At 61.7% G+C, this 12,811-nt stretch carries 12 protein-coding genes and 1 pseudogene; 5 read left to right on the top strand and 8 right to left on the bottom strand.

The features are described from left to right. Positions 1-45: 45 nt before the first annotated feature. From ACODSN_RS14505 to ACODSN_RS14490, 4 genes and pseudogenes are all read right to left on the bottom strand, one after another. Positions 46-285, bottom strand: a pseudogene (locus tag ACODSN_RS14505) (DUF6975 family protein); the annotation flags it as partial. A gap of 132 nt (positions 286-417) precedes the next feature. Further along, positions 418-2,475, bottom strand: coding sequence for an RNA polymerase sigma factor RpoD (gene rpoD, locus ACODSN_RS14500; RefSeq protein WP_489056199.1), 2,058 nt, complete (start codon positions 2,473-2,475; stop codon positions 418-420). Between the two features lie 71 nt (positions 2,476-2,546). Continuing rightward, positions 2,547-4,445 (bottom strand): DNA primase, encoded by a 1,899-nt coding sequence (gene dnaG / locus ACODSN_RS14495; RefSeq protein WP_489056198.1) that lies wholly within the window; start codon positions 4,443-4,445, stop codon positions 2,547-2,549. A gap of 10 nt (positions 4,446-4,455) precedes the next feature. After that, a complete protein-coding gene (locus ACODSN_RS14490) occupies positions 4,456-4,908 on the bottom strand; it encodes a GatB/YqeY domain-containing protein (RefSeq protein WP_489056197.1) in 453 nt (150 codons plus the stop codon). Positions 4,909-5,062: 154 nt separating this feature from the next. Here ACODSN_RS14490 and carA point away from each other — a divergent pair, with 154 nt between their 5' ends. The 5 genes from carA (at position 5,063) to ACODSN_RS14465 (ending at position 11,212) form a co-directional block, all read left to right on the top strand. After that, positions 5,063-6,244 carry a glutamine-hydrolyzing carbamoyl-phosphate synthase small subunit gene (gene carA, locus ACODSN_RS14485; protein ID WP_489056196.1) on the top strand — a complete coding sequence of 394 codons (1,182 nt, stop codon included), beginning with the start codon at positions 5,063-5,065 and terminating at the stop codon, positions 6,242-6,244. After that, the gene (locus ACODSN_RS14480) at positions 6,241-6,609 is read left to right on the top strand and encodes a ribonuclease E inhibitor RraB (protein WP_489056195.1); all 369 of its coding nucleotides are present in this window, start codon (positions 6,241-6,243) and stop codon (positions 6,607-6,609) included. Before carA ends, ACODSN_RS14480 begins: the two co-directional genes overlap by 4 nt. 52 nt (positions 6,610-6,661) lie before the next feature. Then, on the top strand, positions 6,662-9,997 hold the full coding sequence (gene carB, locus ACODSN_RS14475; RefSeq protein ID WP_489056194.1) for a carbamoyl-phosphate synthase large subunit: 3,336 nt from the start codon (positions 6,662-6,664) through the stop codon (positions 9,995-9,997). An 86-nt stretch (positions 9,998-10,083) separates the two neighbouring features. Further along, on the top strand, positions 10,084-10,560 hold the full coding sequence (greA, locus tag ACODSN_RS14470) for a transcription elongation factor GreA (protein ID WP_489056193.1): 477 nt from the start codon (positions 10,084-10,086) through the stop codon (positions 10,558-10,560). Between the two features lie 25 nt (positions 10,561-10,585). Continuing rightward, positions 10,586-11,212 carry a rhomboid family intramembrane serine protease gene (locus ACODSN_RS14465; protein ID WP_489056192.1) on the top strand — a complete coding sequence of 209 codons (627 nt, stop codon included), beginning with the start codon at positions 10,586-10,588 and terminating at the stop codon, positions 11,210-11,212. A 12-nt stretch (positions 11,213-11,224) separates the two neighbouring features. Here ACODSN_RS14465 and ACODSN_RS14460 read toward each other — a convergent pair whose 3' ends face one another. From ACODSN_RS14460 to ACODSN_RS14445, 4 genes are all read right to left on the bottom strand, one after another. Continuing rightward, complete coding sequence (locus ACODSN_RS14460; protein WP_489056203.1) at positions 11,225-11,446, bottom strand: DUF4170 domain-containing protein; 222 nt, start codon at positions 11,444-11,446, stop codon at positions 11,225-11,227. Between the two features lie 94 nt (positions 11,447-11,540). Further along, the gene (locus tag ACODSN_RS14455; protein ID WP_489056191.1) at positions 11,541-12,116 is read right to left on the bottom strand and encodes a hypothetical protein; all 576 of its coding nucleotides are present in this window, start codon (positions 12,114-12,116) and stop codon (positions 11,541-11,543) included. Next, positions 12,109-12,423, bottom strand: a complete 315-nt coding sequence (locus ACODSN_RS14450; protein WP_489056190.1) for a hypothetical protein — start codon at positions 12,421-12,423, stop codon at positions 12,109-12,111. The genes ACODSN_RS14455 and ACODSN_RS14450 overlap by 8 nt, the downstream gene beginning before the upstream one ends. Continuing rightward, a complete protein-coding gene (locus ACODSN_RS14445; protein WP_489056189.1) occupies positions 12,420-12,794 on the bottom strand; it encodes a hypothetical protein in 375 nt (124 codons plus the stop codon). The genes ACODSN_RS14450 and ACODSN_RS14445 overlap by 4 nt, the downstream gene beginning before the upstream one ends. Positions 12,795-12,811: the final 17 nt, after the last annotated feature.

The raw sequence follows: 12,811 nt of genomic DNA, 5'->3' as shown, positions 1-12,811 counted from the left end.
CCTACCGGCCATCATAGTCGCCGCTCAACCGGCCATCGTAGTTGTCGCCGCGCAATCCGCCGAACGATTGGCGGCATGATCGATGACGCCGGGATGGCGGCCATGCAGCAGGCAGAGATAATAAGAGGCGTCGGCCAGGTCCGACAGTGACGGCATGGCGTCGCGGTCGGGCGCTACACTGGCGCGATAAACATAGGCATGCCCTCCGGTCCCGTCGGCGGCCACCAGCGTTTCCAGTAGCTGGGCGATGTCTCCACCTTGGTATCGCGGTGCCGCTTCAATCATGCTCGAACCCCTGTGCTCCGCGTGCGCTCGCGAACGTCGGATTCTTTTATCTGGATCGAGTAAACGAGGGGTTTACGCCAAAAAAAAGGGCGGCCTCGGACCGCCCCGTTTCCGGCTCATTTGGGCCGACGCTTATTGATCGAGGAAGGAGCGCATCTTGCGGCTGCGGCTCGGGTGCTTGAGCTTGCGCAACGCTTTCGCCTCGATCTGGCGGATGCGTTCGCGGGTCACGCTAAACTGCTGGCCGACCTCTTCCAATGTGTGATCGGTATTCATGCCGATGCCGAAGCGCATGCGCAGCACACGTTCCTCGCGCGGGGTAAGGCTGGCGAGGACGCGTGTGACCGTCTCCTTGAGATTCGCCTGGATCGCGGCATCCACGGGGATGATCGCATTCTTGTCCTCGATAAAATCGCCCAGATGCGAATCCTCCTCGTCGCCGATCGGCGTTTCGAGCGAGATCGGCTCCTTGGCGATCTTCATCACCTTGCGCACTTTTTCGAGCGGCATGGAGAGGCGCTCGGCCATTTCCTCGGGCGTCGGCTCTCGGCCCTGTTCGTGCAGGAACTGGCGGCTGGTGCGCACCAGCTTGTTGATCGTCTCGATCATGTGCACCGGAATACGGATGGTGCGCGCCTGATCGGCGATCGATCGGGTGATCGCCTGCCGGATCCACCAGGTCGCGTAGGTGCTGAATTTATATCCACGGCGATATTCGAATTTATCGACCGCCTTCATCAGGCCGATATTGCCTTCCTGAATAAGATCAAGGAATTGCAGGCCACGGTTCGTATATTTTTTAGCGATGGAAATAACGAGGCGCAGGTTGGCCTCGACCATTTCCTTCTTGGCGATACGCGCTTCGCGCTCGCCCTTCTGCACCATGTTGACGATACGCCTAAACTCGCTGAGCGACATGCCCGTTGCCTGGGCGATTTCGCTCACCTCGTTGCGGATGCGATCGACGGCGCGGCTCTCGGCAGCGGCGAAAGCTGCCCATTTCTTGTCGAGTCCCGCCACACGGTCCATCCAGCCGTCATCCAGCTCATGATTGACGTAGCGGTCGAGAAAATCCTTGCGGCTGACCTTGTGGCGCTCGGCCAGACGCAGCATCTGGCCGCCCAGCGCGGTCAGGCGACGGTTATAGGCATAAAGCTGATCGACCAGATATTCGATCTTCTGCTGGTGAAACTGAACGCTCTCGACCTGCGCGGTCAGGCTTTCGCGCAGTTCCTGATACACATCCTCCGCCTTCTGGCTCAGCGCTTCGCCATTGGCCATGGCAGACATGCGCGCGGACTGGGCACGCGAAAAAGCATGGAAAATCTCGGTAATGGTCGCGAATTTCTCCAGCGCCATCGGCTTCAGAGTTTCTTCCATCTGGGCAAGGGAGAGGGTGTTGTCCTCCTCATCCTCTTCCTCCACACGTGCCGTGCGCCGCTCGGTCAGACCATCCTCGTCCTCATCGGTGTCGGCGGCTTCCTCTTCGGGCTCTTCCTCTTCCTTGAAGCTCGGACCAGCGGTCTTTTCGCTAATCTCGCCATCATCATCCTCGGCGCCTTCCTCAAGGCTTTCGGGCGCCGGATCCTTCGACAGCATCGCGTCGAGATCGAGGATCTCGCGCAGCTGCATTTCGCCATTGTTGAGGGCGGTCGACCATTCGATGATCGCGTTGAACGTCGTCGGGCTTTCGCACAGCCCCAAAATCATCGTGTCGCGACCGGCCTCGATCCGCTTGGCGATGGCGATTTCGCCTTCACGGCTGAGCAGTTCCACCGCGCCCATTTCGCGCAGATACATGCGCACGGGATCGTCGGTGCGATCGACCGTTTCCTTTTTCTTTTCGGTGATCGGGCGCGGCGATCCGTCATCCTCGGTATTTTCATCGCCCGAATCATCGTCGCTGTCGTCGCGCTGCGGCTCGTCGCCGTCCTCGCTTGCCTCTTCATTCTCGACGATATTGACGCCCATATCGTTGAGCGCGGACATGACGTCCTCGATCTGCTCGGAGGACATCTGGTCCTGCGGCAGCGCGTCGTTCAACTCGTCATAGGTGATGTAACCGCGCTTTTTTGCGCGCGCGAGCAGCTTTTTGACGGCCGCTTCGTTCAGGTCGAGCAGAGGCGCGTCGCCGCCCTCATCACCTGCATCCGCCCCGCCGCCGCTCTTGCTATTCGCCTTGGTCGCCATCTATTCGCCTTAACTCCGCCGTCCTTGCAGGACGATCATCAAACCCGTGGCATTCCATCGGAATGCTACCTTCAAACAATATCTTCGGACTGTGTCAGTTCCACCAGGCGGCTATCATGATCCATCTTCAACCGATGAACCCGCTGCTGCTCAGCAAAGCTTTCGTCCGTGAGGTCATCCCTGGCGCGCCGCGTCGCTTCCGCTAGCGCCATCTCCAGTTCCGGTCCTTGCGCCATCACCCTGATAGCTTCCTCAAGATCGCGGGTAACGCGATCCGCATCGGCTGCCATCCTGTGAGGGGTGAATGTGAACGTGTCGGCCCGGAGCATCCCCTTCGCCATATTATACAATTCACCTTCGCCCAATATGGTAAGGAGGCCCTGTGTTTCAACTGTTTCTTTGCGGAACGATGCACCGATCATCGCGGCCAGTAACTGCGCCAGCGCGGGATCGCCGATATGGAGGCTCGTTAGCGTCTCGCGGTGCCGGGCGATCTGGCCGGGATGGCGGAGCAAACTCGCCAGAATAGCGCGCAGCAATCGCTGCTCCAGCCCGGTCGCGCCGATCGCCCGCGCTTCGCCGCCGACCGGGGGCAGGGGGGCTTTCCAGTGGCCGCGCCGGTCCCGTTGCCACCGGCTTTGCTGCCCGCCAGCCTGACGCGGCCCGCCTGCATAGGCAGGGCGAGCGAAAAACAGCGCATCATAGCGTTCGCGAAAGGCGTGCACATAATGGGCGCGCACATCGGGATGGCCGATCGCGTCGGTGATCGCGGAGAGCCTCTGTTTGAGCGCCGCGCGCTGCTCGGGCGTGTCCAGCGGCATCGCGCGCTGTTCATAGGTCCACAGGCGATCGACGAGCGGCTCCGCGGCGGTCAACACTGCTTCGAAGGCGGCAGGCCCCTGAGCGCGGACCAGATCGTCGGGGTCCTGCCCTGCTGGCAGCGTCGCGAACGCGAGGCTGTGACCGGGGCGCAGCAGCGGCAGGGCGCGCATGGCGGCGCGAATCGCGGCCTTCTGTCCGGCGGCGTCGCCATCGAAGCAGAGGATCGGCACCTCCACCATCTTCCAGATCCGTTCGATCTGATGTTCGGTCAGCGCTGTGCCTAGCGGGGCCACGGCATCGCCGAATCCCGCCTGCGCCAGCGCTATCACGTCCATATAGCCTTCGACTACGATCACCCGCCCGCTGTTGCGGCTGGCTGGTGAGGCGCGGTCGATATTGTAAAGGGTGCGTCCCTTGTCGAACAGCGGCGTATCGGGGGAGTTCAGATATTTGGGTTCGCCTGTTCCCAGAATGCGACCGCCAAAAGCGATCACCCGCCCGCGAATGTCGCGGATCGGCAGCATCAGCCTGCCCCGGAACCGATCATAGCTGTCGCGCTTGCGGGTTTTTTCGATATCCGGCTCGGCGCCGTCCGGGTCGATCAGCAGCCCCGCCTCGATCAGCATCGGCTCGCCGAAGTCCTTCAGCGAAGCCTTCAGTTTACTGCGCGAATCGAGCGAGTAGCCAAAACCGAAGGCGCGACGGGTGGCATCGGAGATGCCGCGTTTCTGGAGATAGGCGCGCGCTTCCGCGCCCTCTATGCCGTCCAGTTGCGTCTCGAACAGCGCCTGCGCGCTCGCCATCACATCATGCAGTCCCTTCGCCTGTTCGGCCCGTTGCGCAGAGCGCGGATCGGCGGCGGGGACTTCCATGCTCGCCGCCTGGGCCAGTTCCTTCACCGCCTCCATGAAGGGCAGGCCGCGCTGGTCGGTCATCCATCGGATCGCGTCGCCATGAGCGCCGCAACCGAAGCAATGATAGAAGCCCTTCTCGTCGTTGATCGTGAAACTGGGCGTCTTCTCGTTATGGAATGGGCAGCAGGCCTTATATTCGCGCCCGGCCTTCTGGACCTTCACGGTGCGCCCGATCAGCGTGGACAGCGACGTCCGCGCGCGCAGTTCGTCCAGGAAGGCGGGCGTCAGGCTCACGGCCGCAGCATCAGGCCAGCGCGGCCTTCACCAGGCCGCTGGCCTTGCTCATATCGATGACCTGACCGTGCCGTTCTTTCAGCACCGCCATCACCTTGCCCATATCCTTGACGCTCGCAGCGCCGACCTCCGCCTTGATCGCGTCGATCGCCGCGCGGGTCTCCTCCTCGCTCAACTGCTGGGGCAGGAAACTTTCGATCACGGCCAGTTCGGCCTGCTCCTTCGCGGCCAGTTCGTCGCGGCCGCCGCTGGTGAACATCTCGATCGATTCTCGGCGCTGCTTGGCCATTTTCTGCAACACTTCCACCACCGTCGCATCGTCGTCGGGCAGGGTGGAGGCAGTGCGCAGTTCGATATCGCGGTCCTTGAGCTTCGCCAGGATCAGGCGCACGGCGGCGAGCCGGTCCTTTTCCCCCGCTTTCATGGCGGTGATCTGCGCGCTTTTGATGGTATCGCGAATCATGGCGAAGTAGGTCCCTGTCTGCCGGAAAGGAACAGATATAGTGGCAAAAGAGATTTTTAACAGGAGTTGACCACACGGCCCCACAGGCATAGGTGACCGGCCGTTTAACCCGCACTTGACGGGTTCCCGCAAAAAGCTCGAAGGATCGCTCATCATGGCTGACGCCAAGACCCTCACCGTGCCCAAAGGAGCAACGGGGGTATTGGTTTTCGCTGACGGCGCCGCCGTGTTCGGCCGGGGCTTTGGCGCGGTCGGCGATGCGGTGGGCGAACTCTGCTTCAACACGTCGATCACCGGCTATCAGGAGATCATGACCGATCCCAGCTATGCCGGGCAGATCGTGACCTTCACTTTCCCCCATATCGGCAATGTCGGCACCAATCTGGACGATGTGGAAGCGGCGCACCCCTATGCGCTCGGCTGCGTCGTGCGCGAGGATGTGACGGGACCGAGCAATTTCCGCAACGTCGAGCCGTTCGACCAGTGGATGCGCGAACAGGGACGGATCGGCCTCGCCGGCGTCGATACCCGCGCGCTCACGCGTATGATCCGGGAAAAGGGCGCGCCCAATGTCGTGATCGCGCATGACCCTGATGGTGCGTTCGACATCGCCGCACTGGCCGCCAAGGCCGCCGCATGGCCGGGCCTTGAGGGCATGGACCTCGCCATCGAAGTGACGGGGCAGGAAACGCGGCTGTGGAAGGATGGCCCCTGGACATTGGGCCTGGGCTATGATGTCGGCGCGCCTGAGAACAATGGTCGACCCCATGTCGTGGCGATCGATTATGGCGCGAAGAACAATATCTTCCGCAATCTGGTGAAAGCCGGCGCGCGCGTCACCGTGTTGCCCGCGACCGCGACGTTCGAACAGGTGATGGAATTGCAGCCCGACGGCGTGTTCCTGTCCAACGGGCCGGGCGATCCGGCGGCGACGGGCGTCTATGCTGTGCCGGTGATCGCGTCGCTGCTGACGGACAATGTGCCGATCTTCGGCATCTGCCTTGGCCATCAGTTGCTCGGGTTGGCGGTCGGCGCCAAGACGCTCAAAATGCATCAGGGCCATCGCGGCGCGAACCATCCGGTCAAGCGGCTTTCCGACGGGCTGGTCGAGATCACCAGCATGAACCATGGCTTCGCTGTCGATGCGGCGACGCTGCCAGATAACGTCGTCGCGACCCATGTGTCGTTGTTCGACGGTAGCAATTGCGGGATCGAACTGACGGATAAAAATGCCTTTTCTGTCCAATATCATCCCGAGGCCTCGCCGGGTCCGCAGGACAGTTTCTACCTGTTCAGACGGTTCGTGGACGGACTCAAAGCGCCGGTCGCGGCATGAGCCTGAACCTGCCCCCGGTCGATGAATCCCGCCTAGCCGCCGAATGGGAAGCGGACAGGGAGGTACTCGCCAATCTCGCCGCCAATGGTGACGTGGCCAAACTCCCGCGCCCCGTGGACGTTAGCTTCAAGGGCAGCGAGAAGGATTTCGATCGCGTCCTGACCATCGCCAGCCAGTTCGGTTTCGTCGAACTCGATCGCGAAGAGGATGAGGATGGCGACCTGTTCCTGTTTCTTGAATGCGAACAGGCCGTGGACGAAGCCTCAATCCGCGCGCTGACGAAGAAATGCCTCCAGATCGAAATCCTGTGCGGCGTCGAATATGACGGCTGGGGCTGCGAGGCCCGGACGGGAGCGGTGCATTGAAAATTTTCTCCGGGCCGCTCAACGCTCCCAAAATTCAATCAGAGGCGAGATAATGCCCAAACGCACCGACATTTCCTCCATCCTCATCATCGGCGCTGGCCCGATCATCATCGGCCAGGCGTGCGAGTTCGATTATTCGGGCACGCAGGCGGTGAAGGCGCTCAAGGAAGAGGGCTATCGCATCATCCTCGTCAATTCCAACCCGGCCACGATCATGACCGACCCGGAATTTGCCGATGCGACCTATGTCGAGCCGATCACGCCCGAAATCGTGGCGAAGATCATCGAGAAGGAGCGGCCGGACGCGGTGCTGCCGACGATGGGCGGGCAGACGGCGCTCAACACGGCGCTGGCACTGTTCAATGACGGCACGCTGGAGAAATATGGCGTCCAGATGATCGGCGCGGACGCCGAAGCGATCGACAAGGCGGAGGACCGGATCAAGTTCCGCGACGCGATGGACAAGATCGGCCTGGAATCCGCGCGCTCGCGGATCGCACATACTCTTGAAGAAGCGCTGGAAGGTCTTGAATTTACAGGGCTTCCTTCGATCATCCGTCCGAGCTTCACCATGGGCGGCACCGGCGGCGGAATCGCCTATAACCGCGATGAGTTCAAGCGGATCGTCATGGAGGGGCTGGACGCGTCGCCGACCACCGAGGTGCTGATCGAGGAATCGCTGCTTGGCTGGAAAGAATATGAGATGGAGGTCGTGCGCGACCGCAACGATAATTGCATCATCATCTGCTCGATCGAAAATGTCGATCCGATGGGGGTCCATACCGGCGATAGCATCACCGTCGCCCCGGCGCTGACGCTGACCGACAAGGAATATCAGATCATGCGCAACGCATCGATCGCGGTATTGCGGGAGATTGGCGTAGAAACAGGCGGTTCCAACGTGCAGTTCGCGGTCAATCCGAAGGATGGCCGGCTCGTCGTGATCGAGATGAATCCACGCGTGTCGCGCTCGTCCGCGCTCGCCTCGAAGGCGACGGGCTTTCCGATCGCCAAGGTCGCGGCGAAGCTCGCCGTGGGCTATACGCTCGACGAGATCGAGAATGATATCACTGGCGCGACGCCTGCCAGCTTCGAGCCGACCATCGACTATGTCGTGACAAAGATTCCGCGCTTCGCGTTCGAGAAGTTCAAGGGCGCTGAGCCGCTGCTCGGCACTGCGATGAAATCGGTCGGCGAAGTCATGGCGATCGGCCGCAATATCCATGAGTCCATGCAAAAGGCGCTGCGGGGGCTGGAGACCGGCCTGTCCGGCTTCAACACGGTCGATCATCTGGTTGGCGCGCCCAAGGACGACATCATCGCCGCGCTCGCACAGCCGACGCCCGACCGACTGCTGGTCGCGGCGCAGGCGCTGCGCGAAGGCTTGAGTGTCGCGGAAATCCACGCGGTCGCGAAATATGACCCCTGGTTCCTCGAGCGGATCAAGGAGATTATCGACGCCGAGGCGCAGGTTCTGGAAAATGGCCTGCCGCAGGATGCGGAAGGCATGCGCCGCCTCAAGTCCATGGGCTTTTCCGACAAGCGCCTCGCCTGGCTGGCGCTGAAATCCGCCAATCTGCGCGGCATGGAGCGGGGCATCGCGCGCGGCTCCGGCCTGATCCACGAGGCGGTCAAGGCGATGACCGGCGGCGTGACTGAGGAGGAAGTGCGCAAACTGCGTCACAAGCTGGGCGTGCGTCCGGTTTTCAAGCGCATCGACACCTGCGCGGCCGAGTTCGAGGCCAAGACGCCCTATATGTATTCGACCTATGAAGCGCCGCTGTTCGGCGCGCCCGAGGATGAGGCGCAGCCTTCGAACCGGCGCAAGGTCGTGATTCTGGGCGGGGGACCCAACCGTATCGGGCAGGGGATCGAGTTCGATTACTGCTGCGTCCATGCATGCTTCGCGCTCAGCGAAGTCGGCTATGAAACGATCATGATCAACTGCAACCCGGAAACGGTTTCGACAGATTATGACACGTCGGACCGACTCTATTTCGAGCCACTGACGGCCGAGGATGTGCTGGAGATATTGGAGGTCGAGAAATCGACCGGCGAACTGGTCGGCGTGATCGTCCAGTTCGGCGGCCAGACTCCGCTCAAACTGGCGCAAGCTCTGGAAGATGCGGGCATCCCGATCCTGGGCACATCGCCCGATGCGATCGATCTGGCCGAAGATCGCGAGCGTTTCGCCGCGCTGATCGACCGGCTCAAGCTCCGTCAGCCCGCCAACGGCATCGCCCGCAGCCGCGAGGAGGCAATCGCGGTGGCCTCTCGCATTGGCTATCCTGTTCTGATGAGGCCCAGCTATGTTCTGGGTGGCCGGGCGATGGAGATCGTCGACGGGCAGGCGCAACTCGAAGAATATATCACCACCGCCGTTCAGGTCTCGGGCGACTCGCCAGTGCTGATCGATCAGTATCTGCGCGATGCAGTAGAGGTCGATGTCGATGCGCTGTGCGATGGCGACGATGTCGTCGTGGCGGGGGTACTCCAGCATATCGAGGAAGCCGGCGTGCATTCGGGCGACAGCGCCTGTTCGCTGCCGCCCTACAGCCTGAGCACGGATATCATCGCGGAAATCGAACGGCAGACCGAGGTGCTGGCGCGGGCCTTGTCCGTGCGGGGATTGATGAACATCCAGTTCGCGGTCAAGAACGGCGCGGTCTATCTGATCGAGGTCAATCCGCGCGCCAGCCGCACCGTGCCCTTCGTCGCCAAGGCGATCGGAGCGCCGATCGCCAAGATCGCGAGCCGGGTCATGGCGGGTGAAAAGCTGGCGGCGCTGCCTAAAATTGATCGTAACGCCATCGCCCATGTCGCGGTGAAGGAAGCGGTATTCCCCTTCGGCCGCTTTCCCGGCGTCGATCCGATACTTTCGCCCGAGATGAAGAGCACTGGCGAAGTCATGGGAATCGATAGCAATTTCGCTACCGCTTTCGCCAAGGCGCAGATCGGTGCCGGAACGATCCTCCCGACTAGCGGCACCGTCTTCATTTCCCTCAAGGATAGCGACAAGCCGGTGATCCTGCCTGCCGCGCGCAAGCTCGTCGCGATGGGGTTCGCCATCGTCGCGACCGGCGGCACCGCCCGCTATCTCGAAGAGAATGGCATCACCGTGGAAACGGTCAACAAGGTGGCGCAGGGGCGTCCGCATATCGTGGATCGGATCGCCGATGGCGGCGTGGACCTGATCTTCAACACGACCGAGGGCTGGCAGTCGCTCAAGGACAGCAAGGCGATCCGCACCAGCGCGCTTCGCCAGAAGGTGGCGAGCTTCACCACGGCGGCCGCGAGCGTCGCTACGGCTGATGCGATCGAGGCGCTTCGTGGCCGCGCCCTTGAAGTGCGCGCGCTCCAGTCCTATTATCCCGCCTCGCAAGCCTGATCCCCGCATAAGGAAACATGCTGCGGGCGGCCCTTTCGACATGCGAAGGGTCGTCAAAGGGAAGTTTTGACGAAGGATTTGCTGAAATGGCGACTGTCGAGAAGATGCCGATGTTGCAGATGGGCCATGACAAGCTCATGGCGCAGCTTCGCGAACTCAAGGCAGAACGGCCGCTGATCGTTGACGCCATCGAGGAAGCGCGTGCCCATGGCGATCTTTCGGAAAATGCCGAATATCATGCCGCCAAGGAGCGTCAGGGCCAGGTCGAAGCCACGATCGGCGACCTGGAGGACAAATTGTCGCGTGCCCAGATCATTGATCCCAAAAGCCTTTCGGGCGACAAGGTCGTGTTCGGCGCGACCGTGACGCTGATCGACGAGGACGACAAGCCGATCCGCTATCAGATCGTGGGTCAGGCGGAAGCCGACGCGAAGGCGGGCATGATCAGCTATAACAGCCCGCTTGGCCGCGCGCTCATCAGCCGGCAGATCGGCGAAGAGGTTGAGGTGTCCGTGCCTGCGGGGGACAAATTCTATCTGATCGACAAGATCGAGTTCATTTAATCCGGTGAAGCTGCCCGCCGGTCCCATGACGAACGGAATCGCGGCGGTTACGATCGTCGCTTTTCTGATGCTGTTTCTGACCGGCCAGATCGACAATGCAGCCATTTTGGGCGGCTTCATTCCGGCGCGTTTCGTTCATCCACAATTGCTGGCGGGCATGGCGGCAGTCCCGGTTTGGCTGACGCCGCTCAGTTGCACGCTGATCCATGCGGGTTGGCTGCATATCGGGTTCAATATGCTGATGCTGCTGTTCTGCGGCAGGCAGGTCGAGCATGTGCTCGATAAGGGCGCTACGCTGTTTCTCTATATTGCCGGCGCATATGGAGCGACCTTCGCTCAATGGGCGATCGACCCATCTTCGGCCGAACCGATGGTTGGCGCCAGCGGCGCGATTTCAGCGGTGATGGGCACTTATGCGCTGCTTTACAGCCAACAGAATGTTCGGGCTATCGGGCCGTTTTCGGCCAATGTAGTCCGTCTCGTTTGGCTGGCGGCCGGTTGGATCGCTATCCAACTGATGATCGGCATTGGCATTGCCGACATCGGCAAGATCGCGGTCGTCGCGCATATCGGAGGGTTTCTGGTCGGGCTTCTGCTCACCCGGCCACTCCTGCTCTGGCGCTTTCGCAAAGGACCACGGCCTGTAAGCTAGGCCGCCGCAGGATTATCCCCCTGGAAGTTCCGGCTCCAGCAGGCGGTGCAGATGGACGATCACATAGCGCATTTCGGCGTCATCGACGGTGCGCTGGGCTGAACTGCGCCAGGCCGCTTCGGCAGCCGCATAGTCCGGAAATACCCCCACCAGATCGACAGCGTTCAAATCTTCGAACTCCAGCGTCTGTGGGTCCTTGACCCTGCCACCCATTACCAGATGCATTTTGCTCATCATGCGCCCCGTCATTATTGCTGCATGTCATGTTGCATAGCAGCATGACATGCAGCTTCCAATATGTTGAACGGCGCGGATCGGATCGATTCGATCAGGATTTGGGAAAACGCGCCTTAATCGCATCCACCTTGTCAGACACGATCGCCAACAGCTCATCGGCGATGCGGGACGCACGCCCCGTCAGGTCGGCGGATGTCGCACCGTCACGAACCGAGGCGACGGTGCTTTCTGCGCCGTCCTTCACGCCTTGAAACGCGTCCGCCGCGCCAGCCTTCAAGGTGGCGGCACCTTCTCCGACAGCGGCACGCGCCGCAATCGCGGCTTCTATAACGCGAGCGCCGGCCGTGCTGGCCAACGCGGGGAAGGACCTCATCGCTGCCCGGCTCTTGGGGAAAAGCCATGCGACCAGAGCGCCCGCCGCAATGGCGCCCGCGACGACCGCGACGGGATGCTCCTGCATGATCTCATTAGCGCGGGTGGCGGCCCGTTGGGTTTTATCGCGGACGCCCGAATAGGCCTCGCTCGCCTGCTCGCGTCCTGATTGAATGATATCCCCGGCGCTTTCTCGGGCCTTCTCGCCGCCATCCTTCAATCGCTCTCCCGCAGCGCCGGCAATATCATTTGCCGCGTCGCGGACTCGCGTAATCTGCGCTCGAATATCAGCCATGATCGGTCTCCCTATTCCTGTCCTTAAGCCGAACGTACACCCGCCCTAAAAGTGCCGCGAGGGGGCGGCGGAACAGATAGATGGTAAAGGCGCTGGCGGCGGCGCCGAACGCCACGGGGCGCTCCCGGACCTTGATGACTGCTTGCGAAGGGATGGCTGAAATCGACCCGATTATCTTTCCCTTTGCATCGACGAGCAACCGGCCGGGAGCGAGCCGCTCTCTGGCCTCATACAAGCTCGACAATAACGCCGTCTTGCGCGCTTGCACGCGAACCGTTGCCTGTTGATAATCCGTTGGCCCGGTCATGGTTTGATCGCTTTCGTCATGCGGGTGACCCGCGCCCTGGCAAACAGCAGCAGGATCAACGACAGGGCGAGCGCGCCACCGAATATAGCGAGCGCGGCCCAGAGCGGACCGATCAGAGCCGCAAGCACAAGAGTCAGGCCGACCATGAGTGCGACCAATCCCGCAAAAATCAGCATTGCCGCGATGACAGCGAAAATGGCCGCATCGCGAACGCCAGCGCCGATCAGGCCAGCCCGCAGTTTCTGCCGATCCAGTTCCGCCGACGCATAGGCCCAAGCATCGGCCGCCACCCGCGCAAGTAACTGGCTCACCGATTCATCTTCGCCCGGCGCATGGGGAGAGGTCACCGGGTCGGCTATCTGTTCACTCAATGGACCCTCCGCCCGGA

The sequence above is a fragment of the Sphingobium sp. FG11 genome, assembly GCF_057809915.1.
This window is presented reverse-complemented; position numbering and strand designations above follow the sequence as displayed.

Coding starts and splice junctions, on each gene's coding strand:
- ACODSN_RS14480 (WP_489056195.1), top strand. CDS start 6,241: ATGAGCCTGAACCTGCCCCCGGTCGATGAATCCCGCCTAGCCGCCGAA.
- carB (WP_489056194.1), top strand. CDS start 6,662: ATGCCCAAACGCACCGACATTTCCTCCATCCTCATCATCGGCGCTGGC.
- carA (WP_489056196.1), top strand. CDS start 5,063: ATGGCTGACGCCAAGACCCTCACCGTGCCCAAAGGAGCAACGGGGGTA.
- rpoD (WP_489056199.1), bottom strand. CDS start 2,475: ATGGCGACCAAGGCGAATAGCAAGAGCGGCGGCGGGGCGGATGCAGGT.
- ACODSN_RS14465 (WP_489056192.1), top strand. CDS start 10,586: ATGACGAACGGAATCGCGGCGGTTACGATCGTCGCTTTTCTGATGCTG.
- ACODSN_RS14450 (WP_489056190.1), bottom strand. CDS start 12,423: ATGACCGGGCCAACGGATTATCAACAGGCAACGGTTCGCGTGCAAGCG.
- ACODSN_RS14460 (WP_489056203.1), bottom strand. CDS start 11,446: ATGAGCAAAATGCATCTGGTAATGGGTGGCAGGGTCAAGGACCCACAG.
- greA (WP_489056193.1), top strand. CDS start 10,084: ATGGCGACTGTCGAGAAGATGCCGATGTTGCAGATGGGCCATGACAAG.
- ACODSN_RS14455 (WP_489056191.1), bottom strand. CDS start 12,116: ATGGCTGATATTCGAGCGCAGATTACGCGAGTCCGCGACGCGGCAAAT.
- ACODSN_RS14490 (WP_489056197.1), bottom strand. CDS start 4,908: ATGATTCGCGATACCATCAAAAGCGCGCAGATCACCGCCATGAAAGCG.